The organism is Psychroflexus salarius, assembly GCF_900129035.1.
GTDB classification, from domain to species: domain Bacteria; phylum Bacteroidota; class Bacteroidia; order Flavobacteriales; family Flavobacteriaceae; genus Psychroflexus; species Psychroflexus salarius.
The window spans coordinates 132,212-153,845 of the sequence record NZ_FQTW01000003.1; the positions used below are offsets into that span (position 1 = coordinate 132,212).

At 32.0% G+C, this 21,634-nt stretch carries 19 protein-coding genes; 9 read left to right on the plus strand and 10 right to left on the minus strand.

The window, feature by feature from the left end; genetic code table 11:
* Positions 1-16: 16 nt before the first annotated feature.
* Genes BUB82_RS05310 through BUB82_RS05320 form a run of 3 tightly spaced genes read right to left on the minus strand, consistent with a single transcriptional unit; the run spans position 17 to position 780 of the window.
* Positions 17-274 (minus strand): hypothetical protein, encoded by a 258-nt coding sequence (locus BUB82_RS05310; RefSeq protein WP_073192568.1) that lies wholly within the window; start codon positions 272-274, stop codon positions 17-19.
* Positions 261-548 (minus strand): type II toxin-antitoxin system RelE/ParE family toxin, encoded by a 288-nt coding sequence (locus BUB82_RS05315; protein ID WP_073192569.1) that lies wholly within the window; start codon positions 546-548, stop codon positions 261-263. Before BUB82_RS05315 ends, BUB82_RS05310 begins: the two co-directional genes overlap by 14 nt.
* Positions 541-780, minus strand: coding sequence for a ribbon-helix-helix domain-containing protein (locus BUB82_RS05320; RefSeq protein WP_073192570.1), 240 nt, complete (start codon positions 778-780; stop codon positions 541-543). Before BUB82_RS05320 ends, BUB82_RS05315 begins: the two co-directional genes overlap by 8 nt.
* 295 nt (positions 781-1,075) lie before the next feature.
* Between BUB82_RS05320 and BUB82_RS05325 the strand changes: the two genes are divergently transcribed.
* The 5 genes from BUB82_RS05325 (at position 1,076) to BUB82_RS05345 (ending at position 10,228) form a co-directional block, all read left to right on the plus strand.
* Complete coding sequence (locus BUB82_RS05325; protein WP_073192571.1) at positions 1,076-3,586, plus strand: M14 family metallopeptidase; 2,511 nt, start codon at positions 1,076-1,078, stop codon at positions 3,584-3,586.
* 182 nt (positions 3,587-3,768) lie between these two features.
* Positions 3,769-7,605: a PAS domain-containing protein gene (locus BUB82_RS05330; protein WP_073192572.1), complete on the plus strand. Its 3,837-nt coding sequence runs from the start codon at positions 3,769-3,771 to the stop codon at positions 7,603-7,605.
* Positions 7,602-8,807 (plus strand): GAF domain-containing sensor histidine kinase, encoded by a 1,206-nt coding sequence (locus BUB82_RS05335; protein ID WP_073192573.1) that lies wholly within the window; start codon positions 7,602-7,604, stop codon positions 8,805-8,807. The genes BUB82_RS05330 and BUB82_RS05335 overlap by 4 nt, the downstream gene beginning before the upstream one ends.
* A 12-nt stretch (positions 8,808-8,819) precedes the next feature.
* Positions 8,820-9,833 carry a response regulator gene (locus BUB82_RS05340; RefSeq protein WP_073192574.1) on the plus strand — a complete coding sequence of 338 codons (1,014 nt, stop codon included), beginning with the start codon at positions 8,820-8,822 and terminating at the stop codon, positions 9,831-9,833.
* Entirely contained in the window at positions 9,830-10,228 is a 399-nt protein-coding gene (locus BUB82_RS05345; RefSeq protein WP_073192575.1) for a response regulator, read from the plus strand. The genes BUB82_RS05340 and BUB82_RS05345 overlap by 4 nt, the downstream gene beginning before the upstream one ends.
* On the opposite strand, the gene BUB82_RS05350 is transcribed toward BUB82_RS05345, so the two are convergent.
* From BUB82_RS05350 to rpiB, 4 genes are read right to left on the minus strand one after another with little or no spacing between them, the layout of a single operon-like run.
* Positions 10,225-10,884: an HD domain-containing protein gene (locus BUB82_RS05350; RefSeq protein WP_073192576.1), complete on the minus strand. Its 660-nt coding sequence runs from the start codon at positions 10,882-10,884 to the stop codon at positions 10,225-10,227. The genes BUB82_RS05345 and BUB82_RS05350 overlap by 4 nt on opposite strands.
* Positions 10,877-11,320, minus strand: coding sequence for a GNAT family N-acetyltransferase (locus BUB82_RS05355; RefSeq protein ID WP_073192577.1), 444 nt, complete (start codon positions 11,318-11,320; stop codon positions 10,877-10,879). Before BUB82_RS05355 ends, BUB82_RS05350 begins: the two co-directional genes overlap by 8 nt.
* Positions 11,321-11,322: 2 nt before the next feature.
* The gene (locus BUB82_RS05360; RefSeq protein WP_073192578.1) at positions 11,323-12,210 is read right to left on the minus strand and encodes a cation diffusion facilitator family transporter; all 888 of its coding nucleotides are present in this window, start codon (positions 12,208-12,210) and stop codon (positions 11,323-11,325) included.
* 7 nt (positions 12,211-12,217) lie between these two features.
* Positions 12,218-12,649 carry a ribose 5-phosphate isomerase B gene (rpiB, locus tag BUB82_RS05365; RefSeq protein WP_073192579.1) on the minus strand — a complete coding sequence of 144 codons (432 nt, stop codon included), beginning with the start codon at positions 12,647-12,649 and terminating at the stop codon, positions 12,218-12,220.
* A gap of 631 nt (positions 12,650-13,280) precedes the next feature.
* Here rpiB and BUB82_RS05370 point away from each other — a divergent pair.
* Both BUB82_RS05370 and BUB82_RS05375 read left to right on the plus strand, forming a co-directional pair.
* Positions 13,281-13,730 (plus strand): 6-pyruvoyl trahydropterin synthase family protein, encoded by a 450-nt coding sequence (locus BUB82_RS05370; protein WP_073192580.1) that lies wholly within the window; start codon positions 13,281-13,283, stop codon positions 13,728-13,730.
* Between the two features lie 182 nt (positions 13,731-13,912).
* Positions 13,913-15,508 carry an ATP-dependent DNA ligase gene (locus tag BUB82_RS05375; RefSeq protein ID WP_073192581.1) on the plus strand — a complete coding sequence of 532 codons (1,596 nt, stop codon included), beginning with the start codon at positions 13,913-13,915 and terminating at the stop codon, positions 15,506-15,508.
* Between the two features lie 30 nt (positions 15,509-15,538).
* On the opposite strand, the gene BUB82_RS05380 is transcribed toward BUB82_RS05375, so the two are convergent.
* Complete coding sequence (locus BUB82_RS05380) at positions 15,539-17,149, minus strand: S41 family peptidase (protein WP_073192582.1); 1,611 nt, start codon at positions 17,147-17,149, stop codon at positions 15,539-15,541.
* Positions 17,146-17,505, minus strand: a complete 360-nt coding sequence (gene rnpA, locus BUB82_RS05385; protein ID WP_073192583.1) for a ribonuclease P protein component — start codon at positions 17,503-17,505, stop codon at positions 17,146-17,148. The genes BUB82_RS05380 and rnpA overlap by 4 nt, the downstream gene beginning before the upstream one ends.
* Positions 17,506-17,781: 276 nt before the next feature.
* Here rnpA and BUB82_RS05390 point away from each other — a divergent pair, with 276 nt between their 5' ends.
* Both BUB82_RS05390 and BUB82_RS05395 read left to right on the plus strand, forming a co-directional pair.
* Positions 17,782-20,094 carry a T9SS type A sorting domain-containing protein gene (locus BUB82_RS05390; RefSeq protein WP_073192584.1) on the plus strand — a complete coding sequence of 771 codons (2,313 nt, stop codon included), beginning with the start codon at positions 17,782-17,784 and terminating at the stop codon, positions 20,092-20,094.
* Positions 20,095-20,110: 16 nt separating this feature from the next.
* Positions 20,111-20,302 carry a hypothetical protein gene (locus tag BUB82_RS05395; RefSeq protein WP_073192585.1) on the plus strand — a complete coding sequence of 64 codons (192 nt, stop codon included), beginning with the start codon at positions 20,111-20,113 and terminating at the stop codon, positions 20,300-20,302.
* 75 nt (positions 20,303-20,377) lie between these two features.
* Here BUB82_RS05395 and BUB82_RS05400 read toward each other — a convergent pair whose 3' ends face one another.
* Positions 20,378-21,559 (minus strand): phosphoglycerate kinase, encoded by a 1,182-nt coding sequence (locus tag BUB82_RS05400; RefSeq protein ID WP_073192586.1) that lies wholly within the window; start codon positions 21,557-21,559, stop codon positions 20,378-20,380.
* Positions 21,560-21,634 lie beyond the last annotated feature (75 nt).

Below are 21,634 nucleotides of genomic sequence, written 5' to 3' on the forward strand. Positions count from 1 at the left end.
ATGATTGAAAGATAACTTAATCGTCACAAACTTGGTTGTAATATTTTACAAAAGCTATAAATTCTTTCTTAGAATTGATGTTTTTAATTTTTGAAGTCACTTTAGGGCAATCCTTAAAGAAAGTAGATAATTTGTTAGCTTTAGACCTGATTACATTTAATCCTGAATGATAAATTTTTTGAGCGACTTGATCTTTACGTTGATGTTTTATTGCGTAATAATTAATAACAAAACTCGGATTATAATAGTTTGAGATTTCATCATAATTTTTCATTCAAATCTTGTCTTCCAACAATTATTATTATTTCAACAATATTTTCGTTGATTTTATAGTAAATACTATCAACTCCACAAACGCAACGTCTGTAACCTTTTTTTATATAATCAACAGATTCAAAAGAAAAAGGTCGTTCAGCAATGATGTCAAAATATTCAAAAAAAGATGCAAAATATTTATCCGCTTGGGTCATTCCGAATTTTTTAACTCCGTATTGGTGTATCCGAATCAAGTCATTTTTAGCTTCATTTGTCAGTTTGTATTTAGCCATTTAGCATAGACTTTGATTGAGCCAAAATATTTTCTTTTCTGTCATTCGTAAATCCGCTATTTTCAGCATTCTCAATTTTAGCTCGAATCCAGTCAATTTGAACTTGCTGTTTTCGGGCTTGCCTAATCAAATCGTTAACTAATTCGCTTTTGCTTGAATATTCTTTATTGTCCACTTGGGCTTTTAACCATTCATCGTTCGGCTTTGTAAATGATATACTTTGTCTCGTCATAATTTAATTATTTGGTGTAAATATACATCAAAAACGAATCATTTTCAAAATTGTAGCCAACTCGTAAAAACAACAAACTTACGAGGCATTAATAAAATTCCGGTGGTAATTTACTATACAAAAAGTGTTCATAATCTATACTTTTTAAATTGAAAACCAATGATTTACATGATAAAGTTATGCTTTCAATTTTGTTAAATACTTATTATAAATAAACCTAAAAGCTTTCATTTTAGCTTAAACTAAACTTTATTGTATTTTAGAGGTCAAAGTTTCAACCTATAAAATTTAGTTTATGAAATCGGTTTTTTGTATTGGTCTTGCCTTTATTTTAAGTCAGTTTAGTTTTGCTCAAGATCACCAGCTTGATTATTTTTTGCCAACAACTGTTAGCTATAATTCTGAAATACCTAAACCTAGTGAAGTTTTAGGTTTTGTACCTGGTGATTGGCATGCTTCTCATGATCAAGTTGTGCAATATGTGTACGCCTTGGCTGAAGCTTCGCCACGTATAAAAATTGAAAACCGCGGATTTACCTATGAAAAACGGCCGCTAATATTGCTCACGGTAACTTCAACTGAAAACCACAAACAGCTTGAAAATTTAAAAGCTAAACGTGACGTTTTAATTGATAACGCACTTAACAATGCCAATTTTGAGGAACTTCCTATTGTTGTTAATCAGGGTTTTTCAGTGCATGGAAACGAGCCTAGCGGCGTAAATTCGGCTTTAATTTTAGCCTATTATTTAGCAGCGGCTGAAGGTGAAGACATCGAGCGTTTATTAGATGAAACTATTATTTTACTAGACCCAAGTTTTAATCCTGATGGCATACAACGTTTTGCACATTGGACTAATTCTAACCGAAGTTTACATGTTAATCCAGATCCGCAAGACCGTGAATTTGATGAAACTTGGCCAGGCGGCCGAACCAACCATTATTGGTTTGATTTAAACCGGGATTGGTTACCAGTTCAGTTGCCAGAAAGCCAAGCACGTATTGCTACTTTTTATGAATGGCGCCCAAATGTGTTGACAGACCACCATGAAATGGGTTCAAATTCTACGTTCTTTTTTCAGCCAGGTATTCCGCAACGTACCAATCCTTTAACACCACAACTTAACCAAGATTTAACCGCTAAAATTGGCGAGTTTCATGCTGAAGCACTTGATAGTATTGGGAGTTTGTACTATTCTAAAGAAAGCTTTGACGATTTTTACTATGGTAAAGGCTCAACTTTTCCAGATATTAATGGTAGCATCGGAATTTTATTCGAGCAAGCCAGTTCACGCGGTAGTGCACAAGAAACCGACAACGGTATTTTAGAATTTAAATTTACCATTAAAAACCAGTTTACCACTGCTTTATCAACCTTAAAGGCAGCAGTAAATCTAAAACCAGAATTACTGAAATTACAAGATCAATTTTATTACAATGCTTTTAAAAATGCTGAAAAAGGTTATTACATCTTCGGAAAAGAGAAAAATCCTTTTTTAACAGAAGAACTGGCTAAAGTTTTACAGCAGCACCAAATTAAATTACAGCATTTAGCGTCTCCAGTTGAAGTTAATGGCACTAAATTTACCCCTGAAACCAGTTTAGTGATTCCTAAACAACAAGCCCAACAACGCTTAGTTAAAGCTATGTTTAATTCTCGAACAAGTTTTAAAGATAGCATTTTTTATGATGTTTCGGCTTGGGATTTTAAACATGCCTTTGGCGTAGATTTTGAAGAGACTAAAAAATTAGATCTTGGTAAAAACTTTGAAGGAAACCAATTTTACCAACCAAAATTAACTGATAAAAGCACGTATGCTTATGCGATTAGGTGGAGCGATTTTAATGCGCCAAAGCTCATTAACAAATTACAAGACAAGAATTTACGTTTAAAAGTTGCTAAAAAGCCATTTAGTTCAGGCCAAGACAAGTTTGATTATGGTACGATTTTATTACCTGTGGCTAACCAAAAGCTTAACGCACAAGAAATTTACAAGTTAGTGTCTAAGTTAAGTCAAACATATAAAGTTAAAGTAAGCGCTTTAAACACAGGTTTAACTCAAGGTATTAATTTAGGAAGCCCAAATATGGCTCATCTTAAACAACCCAAAATAGCCTTAATCGTTGGTGAAGGTATATCTCCATACGATGCAGGTGAAATTTGGCATTTACTTGACGCACGTTTAGAAATTCCGGTAACCAAATTAGATACAAAAAACTTTAATAGAACTGATTTAAGTCGATATACGCATTTGATACTACCAAGTTCTTACGGAAATCCTGTTAATGTAAAAGGATTAAAACAAATTAAAACTTGGGTGAGATCTGGCGGTACATTAATCGGTTATCGAAATTCTGTAAAATGGTTAAATCGCTCAAAATTGATTGATTTAGAATTTTTGAATGATAGTATTAATGCTAAAAATATTAGTTATGATGAGCGTTCTAGTTTTTATGGGGCTAAACAAATTGGTGGTGCTATTTTTGAAGCTAAAATTGACCGAACGCATCCAATAAATTATGGTTTTAACACCCAAAAAATAGCTTTATTTAGAAACACTGAGTTATTTATAAAACCTGATGCATTAAGTTTTAATAATCCTATTCAGTATACTAAAATGCCTTTATTAAGTGGCTATATTAATGATGAGAATTTAGACTTACTAAAAGAAAGTGTTCCGTTTCAAACTTCTGGTTTTGGTCGAGGTCAAGTCATCGCGTTTACTGATAATACCAACTTTAGAGCTTTTTGGTTAGGTAGTATGAAATTACTCATCAACAGTATTTACTTTTCTGAAGAAATGTAATTTAGCATATTTAAATTAATTAACTATAAATCAATATATTATCTGTTAAAGGTAATTCATTTTTATGAATAGCATTTCTTTTTATGTAAATAAACATATTTATTATGGCTCTTTAGATTTAAATATTTAGCTTTATGGGTGAATAAAGCTAGTATTAATCATTCCCCATAAAAGCAAAGTTGATGCTAAGTTCATTTTTAAATGCTCAGAAATCTGCCTACATCGTTTTACAGGTTGAAGATGAAGCCTATTCAATTATAGACATAAACACAAAAGCAACAGAGTGTTTTGGAGGTTTTAAGCAGACTAATTTTAATGCTTTTTTAAAGCAGCATCTTGTTGATAAAAATTTATTAGCATCAACGCTAACAAAGTTAAAACAACAACCCGAGACACTTCAACTAGAACTTAAAACCAATTGCGATTCAGGTCAATTTCAATTAGAATTTCAGTGGTTTTATGAAGGCCAATCTCAATTTGTTTCCATTAAGTTTCTGCCTTTACAAAGTATAGCTCAACAAGCTGGCGATGTGAGTTTTAAAATTTTTGAATTAAGCCAAAAAGTGGCTCACATAGGTAGTTGGTACTTATTTGTAGAATTTAAACAATTAATTTGTACCTCTAATTTTAAACGTATTCTTGAAGTTAAAAAAGACTATAAACCTGTTTATGGTGATGAATACAATTTTATTCCATCTGAAGAAGATCGGCAAAAACTCAAGCAACATATAAAAAAAGCTATAAATCATGGAAAAGCTTTTGAATTTATCACTCAAATTACCACACAATTAAACCATAAAAAATGGGTAAAAATAAAAGCTGAAGTAGAGCTAGAAAATAATAAAATTGTTGGCTTAATTGGAACTTTACAAGATATAACTGCAGAAAAAGAACAAGAGCTACAGCTTAAAAAACGCAATCATTTTATATCTACGGTTTTAGATAATTTACCGATTGGTGTTGCTATACATGAAATTGATTCAGGAAATCCAACCTATTTTAATGAGGCATTTCAAACTATTTATGGGCATGATAAAGCGGCTATTTCAAGTTTTGATCGGTTTTTTGAATTAGTCTATCCAGAGGCTGAATATCGTGAAAAAATCAAATCTGAAGTAATTAAAGATATTAAAAGTGGTGATCCCAGCCGTATGACTTGGGATAACTTAAAAGTAACCACAGCGAAAGGTGAGACAAGATACATTAGTGCAAAAAATATTCCACTTTTTGAGCAAAATATCATGATTTCTACGGTTACTAATCAAACCCAAACTTATCTAGCAAATCAAGAGCTTAAACATGTAAAAGACCGTTTTTTATATGCCTCTAAAGCAGTGAGTGACGCCATTTGGGATTTTGACGTTATTAATGATACACGTTATTGGAGTAATAGTTATCAACAGATTTTTAATGTAAAACTGAAATCTAATATTGTCGATGAAGCTTTTTGGCGCAAGCATATACATCATCGGGACTTAGAACACGTAATGTCAAGCTTTTTTGAAGCTGTAAGAAACTCAAAAAAAGAAAGATGGTCTTGCCACTACCGCTTTAAAAATGGTAAAAACACCTATGCTGATGTGTTTGATAATGCGGTGATTATTAGAGACAAAAAGGGTAAAGCTATTCGGGTAATTGGTGCTCTTAAAGATATCTCTAAAGAAAAAGCTAGAACAGACCATTTAAATTTACTTGAATCTGTTATAGAAAACACAACAGATGCCATTTTAGTATCTGAAGCTGAACCATCAGACCAATCTGGTCCAGTAATTGTGTATGCAAACCAAAGTTTTAAACAGTTAACTGGTTATGATGTTGATGAAATTATTGGTCACACGCCTAAACTTCTTCATGGTGAAAAAACAAGTGCTGAAACCATAAAGCTCATGTATGACAAAATGTTAAGCTATGAGTCTTTTGAAGTTGATGTACTAAATTATAACAAAAAAGGAGAAGAATTTTGGGCGAACATATCAGTATCACCGATTACTAATTCTGAAGGAAAATATACCCATTGGGTTTCTGTTGAAAAAGATATTACAGAAAAGAAATCTAAAGAAATTCAACAAGAACTCATTAAAGAAACCAATAAGCTTTTTAAAAGTTCAACTAATTTAGGTCAAGCTTTAAATGAAACTTTTAAAGTAACACAGGCATTTACAGATTTTGATTATGGTGAATTATGGGTGTATGATCAACAAGAAAAAAAGCTTAAACAACAGTGTTTTATTGAAGATAAAAAGCTTTATAATTCTGAATTTAGTGTCAAATTAGCAAACGAAGATTTTAGCAAATTATTTATTAGTCAGTATTGGCATACCAACTCAATAAAGGCTATAAAAGGTATTTCAAATAAACAAGTGTTTACGAATGTTGAGCGTGAGAGTCAAGTTACCGTATTTTATGTTCCGATTAAACAAAATTCAGAAAAAACCGCGGTTTTAATTCTTGGCTACAACAACTTTACTAAACGTAAAGATTTCCTTATCAATCTTTTAGAGGAATATAAAATCTATTTGGCCAGTGAAATAAAACATAAACAAGCCGAAGATGAACTTAACCAAATTGTAAATTATGCACCAGACTTTATTTGTATAGCTCGCAAAGATGGTTACTTGAAAAGAGTTAATCCGTCTGCTTCAAAAATTTTAGGTTACACTAATGCATTTTTAATCAACAATCCAATTATTAACTTTTTTCATCCTGATGATTACCAAGAACTCATTGAAAAACTTAAAAATGCAACATACAATAGACCAATTTATCTAGAAAGTAGGGTTTTAAGTAAATCTAACTCATACGTTCATATCGCCTGGTCCATATCACGTTCAAAAACAACAGGGCTGTTTTATGGTGTCGGTAAAGATATTACTGATAAAATTAAAACTGAGTTAGAGCTTAAAAACACAAAAAATAAATTTGAGCTTATTTCTAAATCTACTAATGACGTTATTTGGGAGGTTAACTTAGTTGAGGATGCTATTGATTGGAGTGAAGGTTTTGGACGACTTTTTGGCTATGAAGTTGAAGATTATCCTAAAACTATTAACCAATGGATAAAGCATATTCATAAAGATGATGTAGAACGTGTTGACAAACATTTTGATCATTGCATTAAAAATCCAAAATTAAACTATTGGTCAGACAATTACCGATTAAAAGATAATAACAACAGCTTTAGATATATCTACGACCAAGGTTATATTATAAGAGATCAAAACGGTAAAGCCCTAAAAATTGTTGGCGCCTTACAAGATATAACCAATCAAAAAAACTACGAAGCACAACTTGAGAAATTAAATTTAACTCTTAAAAACCGAAACGAAGATTTAAATCGCTCTAACAAAGAGTTAGAACAATTTGCCTACGTTGCATCACACGATTTACAAGAACCTTTACGTATGATTTCTGGCTTTTTATCTCAACTTGATAAAAACTACGAGCATTTATTAGATGAAAAAGCCAAACAATACATCTATTTTGCTGTTGATGGTGCGCAACGCATGCGTAAAATTATTTTAGACCTACTTGAGTTCTCTAAAGTAGATAATGCCAAAAACAAATCTGAAGAAATAAATGTAGCAACTATTATTGAAGAAGCTAAGTTACTCCTAAAAACTTCAATAGAAAACACCAACACCATAATTACATACCATGATTTACCAACTCTAGTTATTTCTAAATATCAACTTCGCCAATTATTTCTAATTCTAATTGATAATGCCATTAAATATGTTGCCAAAAATCAAACACCTAACATAAAAATTACGTCTGAAATTCATAAAAACCAAGTTATATTTAGTGTTAAAGACAACGCAATTATTATAAATAATAAGCAATATAAAAATATATTTTCTATCTTTACAAGACTTAAACAATTACCAGAAGTTAAAGGCACAGGTATAGGTTTAGCAACGGCTAAAAAAATTGTGATAAGACTTGGTGGTAAGATTTGGGTAGAATCTCATGCCAACGGAAATCTGTTTAAGTTTAGTATTCCTTTAAATAATGGCGAATGACGACAACGGAACCCCACAAAAAATTATCAGAAAAAGAACGCTTAAACGAACTTTACAATTATAAAATTCTTGATACTGGCCCAGAAGAAGCTTTAGATGAACTCACTGAGATAGCTTCAACAATATGTGGTACAAACATATCTTTAATCTCTTTAATCGATCATGACCGGCAATACTTTAAATCTCGTAAAGGTTTAAATGTAACTGAAACACCACGAAATATTTCATTTTGTACACATGCAATACAAAAACCTGACGAGCTTTTTATTATAAATGATGCTAAAGCAGACCTTAGGTTTAAAGACAACCCTTTAGTGACTTCAAACCCGCATATTAGGTTTTATGCTGGTGCGCCACTAATTTCAAAAAATGGTTATGCACTTGGTACGCTTTGTGTAATTGACCATCAACCATCTAACTTGAATGAATCTCAAAAAAAGGCGCTTAAACAACTAGCAAAACAAGTGAGTAGAATTTTAGAGCTTCATAAACAAGAACGCTACTTAAGAGAGTCAAGAATTCAAATTAACGAGCAATCTAAACTGATTAAAGAAATTGTTTTTACACTTGCTCACGACTTAAAATCGCCTATTACATCTACAAGTAGTCTATTAGAGATTTTAAAAGAAGATTATAAAAATACACTAGACGAAAAGGCTTTACAATACATTAATTATGCCTTACAAAGTAATCATAAAGTCTTACAGTTAATTGAAGAAACACTTGAGTTTGCAAAAACAGGTGTTGATGAAAATTCCTTCACTTCAATTAATACAGAAGATTGTGTAAAATCAGCTATTCAGCTTTATAAAAGTGAAATTCAAAAAAATAAGGTTCACATTCAATTTGAAAATTTGCCAACCGTAGAATCTGTTGAAATGCCACTGAATATTGTATTTCGAAACTTAATAAGCAATGCTATTAAATACAGGCATCCTAATCGTAATTTGATCATCAATATTACAGCTGAACACCTTGATAATTACTGGAAATTTAATGTCATTGATAATGGTATTGGTATCGACGAAAAAAACTTTGAACACATCTTTAAGTTATTCAGAAGGTTACATAATGATGATAATGGTATTGGTATGGGATTGGCATTATGTAAAAAAATTGTGCTAAGTTTAGGTGGTAAGATATGGGTAAAATCTACATTAGATAAAGGAAGTCAATTTAGTTTTACCTTACCAAAAATTTAGGATTAGAAGCAAATGAATATATCTGAGAATACATATCACATTTTATTAGTTGAAGATAATCCTGGCGATGCCTTTCTTGTAAAAGATTATTTAAGTGAAAAGATTATTAATCCTATAATAGATCATGTTACTAATTTTCAACAGGCTGAAGCTTTATTAAAAGAAAAGAATTTTGATATTATTTTATTAGATCTTTCTTTACCAGATTTAGATGGCAAGAAGCTTATTAATAAAATAGTTAGTTTATCTAGAGATACACCAATTTTAATACTAACAGGTTTTCCTGATATAGACTTTAGTTTAGATTCACTTAAACTCGGCGTTTCTGATTATTTAGTGAAAGATGAACTTAATGCTACAGCTCTATTTAAAAGTATAGTTTACAATATAGAACGTAAAAAAACATTTTCTAGACTTGAAACTTCAGAAAAACGTTATAGCGATTTATTTCATTTAAGTCCGCAACCCATGTGGGTTTATAATGAAAAAACTTTGCGATTTTTAGATGTTAATAAGGCAACTATTGAAAAATATGGCTATAACAAAGACGAGTTTTTAAAACTAAAATTAACCGATATTCAAAACACTTTTAGTGGTAAATTAAATGCTTTACTTCAAAATACTAAAGGTAGAGAAAAAATGTTCTTGCAAAATTTATCTCAACATAAGACCAAAAATGGTGATTTAATAAAAGTAGAAATTAAAAACACAAGAATTAATTATAAACAAGGTTATGCTATTTTATGTATAGCAACTGATATTTCTGAACGCTTAAGCTACTTTCAAGCCTTAAAAAAACAAAATGAAAAGCTAAGTGAAATTGCATGGATACAATCACACATGGTAAGATCTCCCTTAACTAAAATAATGGGTATTGTAGATTTGCTTAAAAATGAAGGAATATCTGATGAAGAGTTTGATTATTTAATTAAAAGCCTAGAAGATTCATCTAAAGACTTAGATCAAATTATTAGGAAAATTAATAAAAAATCTAAAAATATAAATTTAAACCAAGGTCTCTCATGAATTTTAAGACGCTACTTGTAGATGATGATCAAGTCATATTGTTTTTACATCAAAAAATGTGTCAGCTATCAAATTTTGATTCACAAGCGATTACATTAGATTCTGGTGAAAAACTTTTAGATTACCTTAAACAGAATGATGATGATAAAGCTGATTTTGTCATTTTTTTAGACATTAATATGCCTGGTTTAAATGCTTGGGATGTTTTAGACCATTTAAAAAATAATAAAATACTTGCAGAACTTTATATTATTTTAGTAACCTCTTCTGTAGATAATGCTGATAAAACCAAAGCAAAAGATTATAACTTAATCTTAGACTTCATTGAAAAACCGATTAAAGTTGAGCAACTTAAAGACTTACAAAAACATCCTGGTTTACAACATTTATTTTAAGCTTCATCTATCTGTAAATACCATTCTTGCTTAAATCTTTCAACAAAATTTAGCATGTAATTATGGCGTTTTTGGGCTATTTTTTTTGCGGATTTAGTGTGCATTTGATCTTTTAATAATAAAAGTTTTTCATCAAAATGATTTAAAGTTGGTGCTTTAGATGCCTTATATTCAGCTTTAGATTGTTGAGGTTTTGAAGGGATTTCTGGATTATATAAAGCTCTGTTTTTATAACCACCAAAATTAAAAGCTCTAGCAATTCCAATAGCGCCCATCGCATCTAAACGATCTGCATCTTGAAGGATTTTTAAATCATCTGAAGTATAACTAGCCGCTTCTGTTTTAAATGAAATATGTTTAATAATTAATTTAACTTCATTAATAACTGCATCATTTACCGCATGCTTTTCTAAAAATTGACCGGCGATTTGAGGTCCTAAATCTTCGTTTCCATCATGAAATTTTGCATCAGCAATGTCATGTAATAAAGCACCTAATTTAATGATGAGTAAATCGTTGATACCTTCTTTTTGAGCTATATGAAGTGCTAATTGATAAACACGCTGAATATGAAACCAATCGTGACCAGCTTCTGCATCAGATAATTTATGCTTAACAAATTGTTTGGTTGTTTTTATTAATTCTAATTCAGTCATCACGTTTCATGGCTATATGAGGAATTCCATCTTCTAAATAACCTTTACCAAAGGCTATAAATTGATGCTGTTCATAAAATTTTATTAAGTATTGTTGCGCAGATATTTTAATGGGCTGATTTGTATAGTTCTCCTGGCAAAATTTAATACAAGTCTGCATTAATTGATGACCTAATTTTTGACCTCTAAATGATTCTTTTACAATTACGCGGCCAATGCTTAATTCTTTAAAATAAGCCTTTGGTGGTAATATCCTGGCGTACGCAGCTAAAATATTATTTTTGAAGAACATCACATGTTGTGCCTTCTGGTCATAAGCATCAATATCTTGGTAAACACAATCTTGTTCAACAACAAAAACTTCTGAACGTAATTGTAAAATGGCATATAATTGTTTGATATTGAGTTGTTTAAAATCTAAAATTTGTATTTGCATGATTAATCTTGAACTATAATATTTTTATCGTCGGTTTTATTAAACTCTGGCTGAATATTAATATGATTAATGCCGTACTTTTCAAGTAAAGTAACTTCAATTTGTTCTAAAATCGCTTCAAACTCTGTAATTGAAATATCTTCACTTAAATCTATTTCAGCTTCAAGATGAATTTCAGCTTCATTCAATTGCCATATATGAACGTGATGCATGTGTTTAACATGATCAAGTTGATTAATATCATTAACTAATTCATCTATTTCTATAGATTCTGGCGTAAATAACATTAATACGCTAAATGAATTCCGCAAGAGTTTAATACCAACAATAATAAGGTAAATAGCAATCGCTGCGGTTAAAAAACTATCAACCCAGAATAAGCTATAGAATTTCATCAATAAACCACCAATTAACACAGCTACTGATGCAAGCATATCGGTAAACAAATGGGCATAAGCTGAAGCTAAATTCATGTTCTTTTTACGATCATTTAATAGTAATAAAACGCTTAAACCGTTGCCAACTATAGCTAAAACTGAAAGCCAAATTACCAAAGTAGAATCGATAGATTGAGGTTTTAAAAAACGCTCTACAGCTTCAATAATTAAGATAATAGCAATTACTATTAATGTTGAAGCATTTATAAAAGCAGCAATAATTTCGGCACGTTTATAACCAAAAGTTTTACCTAATGAAGCATCTTTTTTAGAAAAATTAGCGGCAACATAACTTATAATTAAAGACACAACATCAGTAAAATTATGTAAAGCATCAGACAGTAAAGCTAAACTACCACTAAGTAAACCACCTATAATTTGGGCTAATGTAATACCGATGTTAAGTAAAATACTTACACCTAATTTTTTTTGGGAATGGTGGTGATGCGTCATTTAAAATTTATTGACAAGCAATTTTTCCAATACGATTTTGGTGGCGACCACCTTCAAATTCAGTTTCTAAAAAAGTAGTGACAAATTGAAGCGCTTGCTGCTCAGATACAAATCGCGCTGGAATACTCAAAACATTTGCATTATTATGTTGACGCGCTAGTGCCACAATCTCTTTAGTCCAACACAAAGCTGAACGAATACCTTGATGTTTATTGGCGGTCATATTTGCACCATTGCCGCTACCACAAATAATAATACCAAATTGGGCTTCACCATTTTCAACATCTTGAGCAACAGGATGAATAAAATCTGGATAATCTACACTTTCAGTTGAATCGGTTCCATGGTTAATCACTCTAATACCTTTAGCTTTTAATTGATTTAAAACACTCATTTTGTAGGCTGTACCTGCGTGATCGTTTCCTATTGAAATTGTCATGATATGATTTTTGAACAAAAATAAAGATTAGTAATTTGAAATAATGACTTTTTAAAATATAAATTTAAATATCTAATTATCAATACTTTAAATAATTAAAATCCATTGTTAATAACTTTTAAACTTCAGTTGATTTTCAAGACTTTAGTTATCAACAATTTTGTTAATAAGTCAACTGTAAAAACTGAAAAGAAAATTTTGATAAACAACAAATTTATCTATATGAAATTTATAATTTAATATCAAATTGATAAGTCCCTAAATTTTAAAAAACTTATCAGCACTTATTAACCAGTTTTCAACAAGAGTTTTAATTGAAGTTTTAAAATAAAATAACTAAGCATCAACTTTAAAAGTTGTGAATAACTTATACTAAATAATTGATCATCAGCTATTAAAAATTAACAATCTCATCACAAATCTGTTGAAGAAATTTAAACTTTAATTAACACAACTAAATTCTAATAAAGTTTTACTGAAATTAACACGCAATAATCATCATTATTTAGTTTTTTAAAATTTAAAGAAAGAAAAATAAGATGATATATAATGTGAATAACTTTGAAAAAATAGATTGAATTGAATTTTAGTTTTATTGACTTGCTATCTTTGCAATCTATTAAAAACTATTATGGCGAAGATTAGAATAACCAAACAATTTACTTTTGAAACAGCGCATGCTTTATACGGTTACGACGGCAAATGTAAAAACATTCACGGCCATTCCTACAAGTTAGATGTTACTGTAATCGGCCAACCAATAGCCGATACAAGCAATGTTAAATGCGGTATGGTTATAGATTTTGGCGATTTAAAAAAAATCGTTAAAACTGAAGTCGTCGATGTGATGGATCACGCCATAGTTTTAAATCAACACACACCACATATTCAGTTAGCAGACGATTTAAAAAAAACTGGCCATAATGTCGTTTTAGTCGATTATCAACCTACAAGTGAAAACATGGTCATAGATTTTGCTAATCGCATTCAATCTAAATTATCTTCAGAGCTAAGTTTACATAGCCTAAAACTTCGTGAAACTGAAACTGCTTTTGCTGAGTGGTACGCCAGTGATAATTAAGTCTCTTATAAAGTTAAATACTTTTTTATAAGATAGCTTTAATGAAGTAGAGTAGATGCAGCCTATTTTAAGCTTAACTACAACCAATTTTATTTATCTTATTTTATGGGAGATTTGGTATTATATCAATTCTTAACATTTACTTGAGTTTTATCAAGCTTAGATTGCCGTATTTTTAAAGTATGAAGTTATTTGCTGAGCTTGTTAAAACCATAGATAGCACTAATAAAACCAATGCTAAGGTTGAAGCTTTAGCTCATTATTTTAAAACAGCGCCAGATCAAGATAAAGTCTGGACCATTGCTATTTTATCACATCGGCGACCAAAACGACCAATAAACTCTACTTTAATTAGAGAATACGCTTCCAAACTCGCTAATATTCCACTCTGGTTATTTGAAGAATCTTACCATATTGTTGGTGATTTAGCTGAAACCATTGCACTTGTTGTTCCTTCATCTTCCAATAATTCAGATAAAACTTTAACGCAATTTATCAATGAAATTATTGCTTTAAAATCAAGCTCCGAAACCAAAAAAAAAGATTATCTCATAACTAATTGGCAAAACTTAAATTATTACGAACGTTTTGTGTTTACTAAACTTATTACCGGCGGATTTAGAATAGGTGTTAGTCAGAAATTAATGACTAGAGCATTGTCTAAAGCCACTGAAATTGATGAGGAAACCTTAGCTTTTAAATTGATGGGAAATTGGAAACCTACTGAACTTTCTTTTCAAGAATTAATTTTAGAACCTAACCCAAAGGCTGATTTATCAAAACCTTATCCTTTTTACTTAGCTTACCCAGTTGAAGATGATGTCGTGAATACAAAAAACGTCTCACAGTTTTATTTTGAGCATAAATGGGATGGTATTCGCGCACAAATTATTTGTCGTCAAAACGAATGTTTTGTGTGGAGTCGTGGTGAAGAATTAGTGACCCATCAATTTCCAGAATTTAAGAGATTTGCTGAAATTTTACCAGATGATACTGTTTTAGACGGTGAAATTTTAGCCTTTCCAAATCAAAGTATTGGCGATTTTAAAGACCTTCAACAGCGCATCAATCGTAAAACTGTTTCTAAAAAGATGCTGCAAAAAATCCCTGTAATCTTTAAAGCTTACGATTTGTTAGAGTTTAATAATCAAGATATTAGATCACAATCTTATCAAGAACGGCGACGTTTATTAGACCATTTATACATAACTTACCATTCAGAAATTAAAGCCTTTCATTTATCGCATCTTATGCAATTTAAATCTTGGCAAGACGCAGTCAATGAGCGCGAAACAGCAAGAGAAAAAAAATCTGAAGGCTTGATGATCAAACGTTCTGCATCAAGCTATGGTGTTGGACGTAAAAAAGGCGATTGGTATAAATGGAAATCTGACCCATTTACCATCGATGCTGTTTTAACTTATGCAATGCGCGGTCATGGTCGGCGAAGTAACTTATTTACAGATTATACCTTTGCCTTATGGGATAACAACCATGAAAATCTTGTTACTTTTGCTAAAGCTTATTCAGGCTTAACAGATGCCGAATTTAAAGAAATTGATAAATGGATTAAAGCCAACACATTAGAGCGTTTTGGTCCGGTGAGAAGTGTAAAACCACATCATGTTTTTGAAATTGCCTTTGAAGGTATAGCTACATCTAAACGGCATAAAAGTGGGGTTGCTACTAGATTTCCTAGAATTGTACGCTGGCGAAAAGATAAACCCACAACCGAAGCTAATACTTTAGAAGAATTGAAAGCTTTAATACCTAAATAACACATTCAGGTCTAGATGAAAATTTAATCTTTAAGGCTTTAAAGTGCTTTGGTATTTCTTGGTGTTATTCAACAGGTCAACCGCTGTTTTAACAGTTTCGCCATACTTTACATGATATTGATAAACGCCTTCTTCAAAATATTGATGTTTTACCAATTCTTGATGTAATAACAATTCTATCGCTTCAGCTGATTGTTGAAGTAAATCATCTTCTATTGAAGCTAGTTGGTCTTCTAAATCTTCAATTTGACGATTAATTTCTTGTAAAATAGCTTCATTTTCAGCTGAAGTTTTTAGTTGTTGTAATTGTACTTCAGTTTTGGTTTGATAGTTAAAATCGACATCATTTAAATAAGACTTAAAATCTTTTACTAAATTCATCTGAGCAATTTCATCTAAACTCATTTCTGCTTTAGATTGTTTTAAAATAAAATTGAAGATTTGATTTTTATTAACCAAATCTTTTACAAAAGCAGACTGTTGGTCTTGGTTTAATAACACATCTGGCATTACACCGCCACCGCTAAATACATCACGACCATTTTTGGTTGTAAATTTTTGGTAGGTATCTTCTGTTTTTCTAACTGCTTCGCCATCAATATAATCTAAAGCTTGAATACTTCTACCACTTGGTGTATAATAGCGTGAAATGGTAATTTTAGCTTGCGTACCATAATTGAGCGGTTTAGGTCTTTGAACCAAGCCTTTACCAAAACTGCGATGCCCAATAATAACACCACGATCTAAATCTTGAAGGCTACCAGAGACAATTTCACTAGCCGAAGCACTGCTAGAGTTGATTAAAACAGCGACCGGAATTTGGGTATCTAGAGCACGATTTTGAGTAACATAAGTGCGATTATACTTTTCGATAATCGATTTTGTCGTGACAATAGTAGTGCCTTTTTCTACAAAAATATTTACAATATTGATGGCTTCAGAAAGTAAACCGCCAGGATTATTTCGTAAATCAAGAATAATAGAAGTTGCGCCTTGTTCCTTTAAATCAGCAAAAGCCTCAATAACTTCATCAGAAGCTGAACGGCTAAATTGTGATAACACTATATAACCAGATTGATCGACTAACTTATAAAATGGAACCGCTATTTTTTTATCGCGTTCACGGGTAATTTGTAGTGTTTTTGTGCTGTTATTTCGTTTAATAGTTAGTTTTACTTTGCTACCAGGCTTTCCTTTTAACAAAGTTCCCGCGTCATCTTGGTATTGGTCAATGCGTACTTGATTAATTTGAATAATTTCATCACCAATTTGGAGTCCACTTTGGTTTGCAGGGCTATTTTTTTTAACCGATTTAACCAAGAGTTGGTCACTAAATACATCGACTTGAATACCAATCCCCGAAAAATTTGCTGCATAGTTTAATTTACCATTCTGCACTTCTTGTTCATTGTAATAAACCGTGTACGGATCTAAATCTGCTAACATTGCTGTTATAGCGGTGTCCATCAATTCAGCAGGATTTACTTCATCTACATAATTCATATTAATTTCTTTATACAAATTCGTGAAGATTTCAATTTGTTTGGCAATTTCAAAGAAGTCGTTTTTAATAGATTTAAAACTGAACAAGCTCAAACCTAGAATTGAAATGAGGCTGAATATGATAAATGTTTTTTTCATGACTTTAATTGATTTAAGAATGAAATATGGCGTTTAACCGCCTTAAAAATCTGCTCAAATTGAAGCTGTTGAGGTGATGTATAAATAAACATCATATTAAAATGTACCTTTTGTTGAAGTTCATGTTTCTGTAAACGAAAAGCCTCACGTATTTGTCTTTTAATTTTATTGCGGTCAACAGCATGTTTATGTAAGCGTTTTGGCACAACTACAGCAAATTGATGATGTGTATTAGTCGTGATTTCGTATTGTAACTTTAAAGGAAAAGCCTTGTTAAATTGCCGTTGACTAAACAAGCGGTCAATGGCTTTTCTTGACTTTAAACGTTCAGTTTTATAAATAGTTTGTTTAGCCATGTTTTTAAAAGCACAAAGATGCTAATAAATACTCAAATTCGATTTCTTTCTACTTAAATTACGAAATAGGTTTTAGTTATAAATATCAGTTAGGCTTTATAATTTATAGATTTACTAATTATAAATAGTATCAATTATTAAAAAGCAGATAAAAGCCTTATAATATTAATTTTTTGTTAAATTAATTCTACGATAACGTTTTCGTAATGCCTCAATTTTTTGTTTTTAGTTCTTCTTTTCTTTACTTTATATTAACATTAACTTAAATCAATAGATATGAAACACTTATTACTTTTATTAAGCTTGATTGTAAGCTTTTATGGATTTAGTCAAACTACTTATTCAGGAAATGGAAACTCAGGCTTTGCTGGTCCAATTGGCGGAAGTACTTTAGAATTTGATGATGATGGTACCACAATAACAGGAACTTTTACAAAAGGTGCTGGCGATTTTAATGATGTGATGGTTATTTACATTTCAACTGGTGCGTCAGGACGTTCAATAATTGATGCTGATGTTAACGACCAAAATGATGATAATAGAAGAGCAATTTCTTCGGCAGGTGTTGATGCATCAGATATTAATTTCCCTTCTGGTTTTGAAGCTACTCACGCAATAGGAGTATATAGTAACGTTTTTGGTGGTTTATATTCTATACCTGCAACTGGTACAATTGGAAATAATGGTCTTACTTACTTGAGTCCTGTTGGTCAACCACTTACACCAAGTGATGCTTCATTTACCTTCAGTTTTGATTGGTCAGAAATTGGTTTAACTTCAAGTGATAGTTTTGAGTTTATCGTTGTTTATATGAATGGTGGTAATGGTTTTCTATCTGATGAAGCTTATGGAGATGGAATAGCTTCTGGAAATCCAGGAAGTGCAAATGTAACTTTTACTAGTTTCAGAAATTATCCATTTTACTATGTTTATGATAATTCTTGGACACCAAGCAATCCCGATGGAGTTACACAGACCGCAAAAGATGTTATGGTTAAAACTGGTTCAACTTCTTTAACTTCAGACACGAGCTTACGGTCTATAACCATAGAAAGTGGCGCATCACTTGATATTGAAAATTCAGTTTTAACCCTTTCAGGTGATATTGATAATAACGGTACTTTTACCTTTAAGAGTAATGGTACTAGCACAGCACAGCTAGCAAACTTTACTGGTAGCATCACTGGAGATATTACCGTTGAGCGTTTTATTCCAGCCAAGCGTGCTTTTCGTTTATTAAGCTCTTCGGTTGGTGGTCAAACTTTTGCCAATGCCTGGCAACAGGACACGCATATTACGGGTTCTGGTGGCGTTACCAATGGTTTTGACGCTACAAGTACTGATAACCCATCACTTTTTACTTTTGATAATAGTTTAGATCCACAAGTGGTTGGTGGAGAACCTCAATCTTGGCAAGCCGTCACTTCAACCAGTGATGTGATTTCAGCAGGAACGCCTTACCGCTTAATGGTGCGTGGTGACCGAACCATCGACTTAACTAATAATGAAGCTTCAGCGACTGCAACGACTTTAAGTGCTTCGGGTACAATGCATACAGGAAGTTATTCACCAACTTTAGCCTCTGCAGCTGATAACTATAGTTTTGTTGGTAATCCTTATCAAGCTGTGGTTGACTTTGCTTCGGTAACTAAATCTAATCTTACAGATTTTATCTATGTTTGGGATGCTTCTGTTGCTGGGTCTAATGGCAATGGCGGTTATGTGACCGTTCAAGTTTCTACTGGAAATATCACAGCTCCAAGTCCAAGTAGCTCTGATGCCTCGCAATACATTGCACCAGGTCAAGCCTTTTTTGTGCAAAATAATGCTACTGGTAACGGATCAATTACGTTTGAAGAAGCTGATAAAGCCACAGGTCAAACTCAAGTCGGTATTTTTAGTACCTATACTAACTTTTATATCAACTCGCGTTTATACAAAGCTTCAGCTTTACAAAACGGTGAGATGGAAAGCGATGCCATTGGTTTACGTTTTAATGAAAACTATACCACGATTGGTAGTGATGAAGATGCCAGCAAATTAGCCAATCCAGGTGAAAACTACGCGATTGTGAACAATGGTTTTAAATCGATTGATAAGCAAAACATCCCAACTGATGGCCATCAAATTGATTTATTGATGATGAACTATGAAGATACGGCTTACAGCTTAACCTTCAACTTAGGGAATCAGCCTGAAACGCTTAAGGTTTACTTAAATGACAACTATTTAAATACACAAACCGAGTTAACGGAAAGCACAACTTATGACTTTACAGTTGATGCTAATGTGCCAGAGAGTATCGATCAAAATCGTTTTCATTTAAGTTTTGAAGAAGTGCCTTTAAATAATCAAAACTTTGATGCCGGACAAGTTCGTTTGTATCCTAATCCAGTGGTAAATCAATTACAAATTGAATTACCAGCGTCAGTTGAGATCAATTCAGTTCAAGTTTTCAATACTTTAGGTCAAGAGGTGCTAACAACCACGCAATCTCAAGTTGATGTGAGTCGATTAGCCTCAGGTGTTTATGTGGTTGAGCTAGAAACCTCAGCCGGGAAAGTGAGCAAGAAAATCATCAAGAAGTAATTCAAAACAAAAAAACATGAGACATACTTATAAATATGCATTACTAATAATGATGGTTTTATTGGCCACTCAAGTTAATGCACAAGGATTAGAAGATGCCATTGGATTTGAAGACACAGTGAGTGACACGCCAGCGGCACCGATTCATTTTTTAATTCCACTAGCGATGGCCGTGGGCGCTTTTTTAGGCATTAAGAAATTGAAGTAGATTTGTGATTTACTAAATAAAAAGCCCTCAACCAAAAGTTGAGGGCTTTTTTAATGTTTGAAAATTAGTTGAAGTCTATTGTAGCGCTTTAATACCAGGTAAAGATTTACCTTCTAACATTTCAAGCATGGCACCACCACCAGTCGAGACATAACTCATTTGTTCAGCGAGTCCAAATTGTTTTGCAGCAGCAACACTATCGCCACCACCTACAAGCGAAAATGCACCGTTTTTAGTTGCTTCACCAATGGCTTCACCTAAAGCTATGGTTCCTTTAGCAAAGTTTTCCATTTCAAAAACTCCTAAAGGTCCGTTCCATAAAATTATTTTAGATGCTTTAATAACTTCAGCAAAGTTACTTCTTGATTGCGGACCAGCGTCTAATCCCATTCTGTCATCAGTTATTTGATCGATTGGTTCTGTTATTTGTTCTGCATCGTTATCAAATTCTTTTACAGCAATAACATCAACTGGTAAATGAACTTGTACATTTTGTGCTTCGGCTTTTTTTAGTATTTCTAAAGCTAGTTCTTGTTTATCGTCTTCAACTAATGAGTTACCTATTTTTCCGCCTTTTGCTTTTATGAATGTAAAACTCATTCCGCCACCGATAATCAAATGGTCTACTCTTGGTAAAATATTTTCAATCACTGTAATTTTGGATGACACTTTTGCACCACCAATTACCGCAGTAACCGGTTTTTCTTTTGAATGTAGAACTTTATCTAAGCTTTCAATTTCTTTTTGAAGTAGTTTTCCAACTATTTTGTCTTCAAAAAATTGTGCAATGACAGTGGTAGATGCATGGGCGCGATGTGCAGTGCCAAATGCATCATTGATATAGACATCTGCATAAGTAGACAGTTTTTGAGCAAAGGCTTCATTTCCTGCTTTCTCCTCTTCGTGAAATCTTAGATTTTCAAGCAAAAGAATTTCACCATTTTTTAAATTTTTAACTGCTTCTTCTACTTCTTCACCAACGCAATCATTCACAAATTTTACGCTAACGCCAATGACTTCTGTTACTTTTTTAACAATGTGACTGAGAGAAAATTTATCTTCTTTGCCTTTAGGTCTGCCTAAGTGCGACATTAAAATAGCCGATCCGCCATCTTCTAACACTTTAATAATTGTTGGTTTAGCAGCTACAATTCTACTATCATCGGTGACTTCAAATTGTGCGTTAAGTGGCACGTTAAAATCTACTCTTATGATGGCTTTTTTGTCTTTAAAATTAAAGTCTTCTGTTGTTTTCATGATGATTTCATTTATTGAATTTCAAAGGTAAGTAATTATTCTTTTTTTGTAGTTGAGCTTTACTTTCGGTTTTTA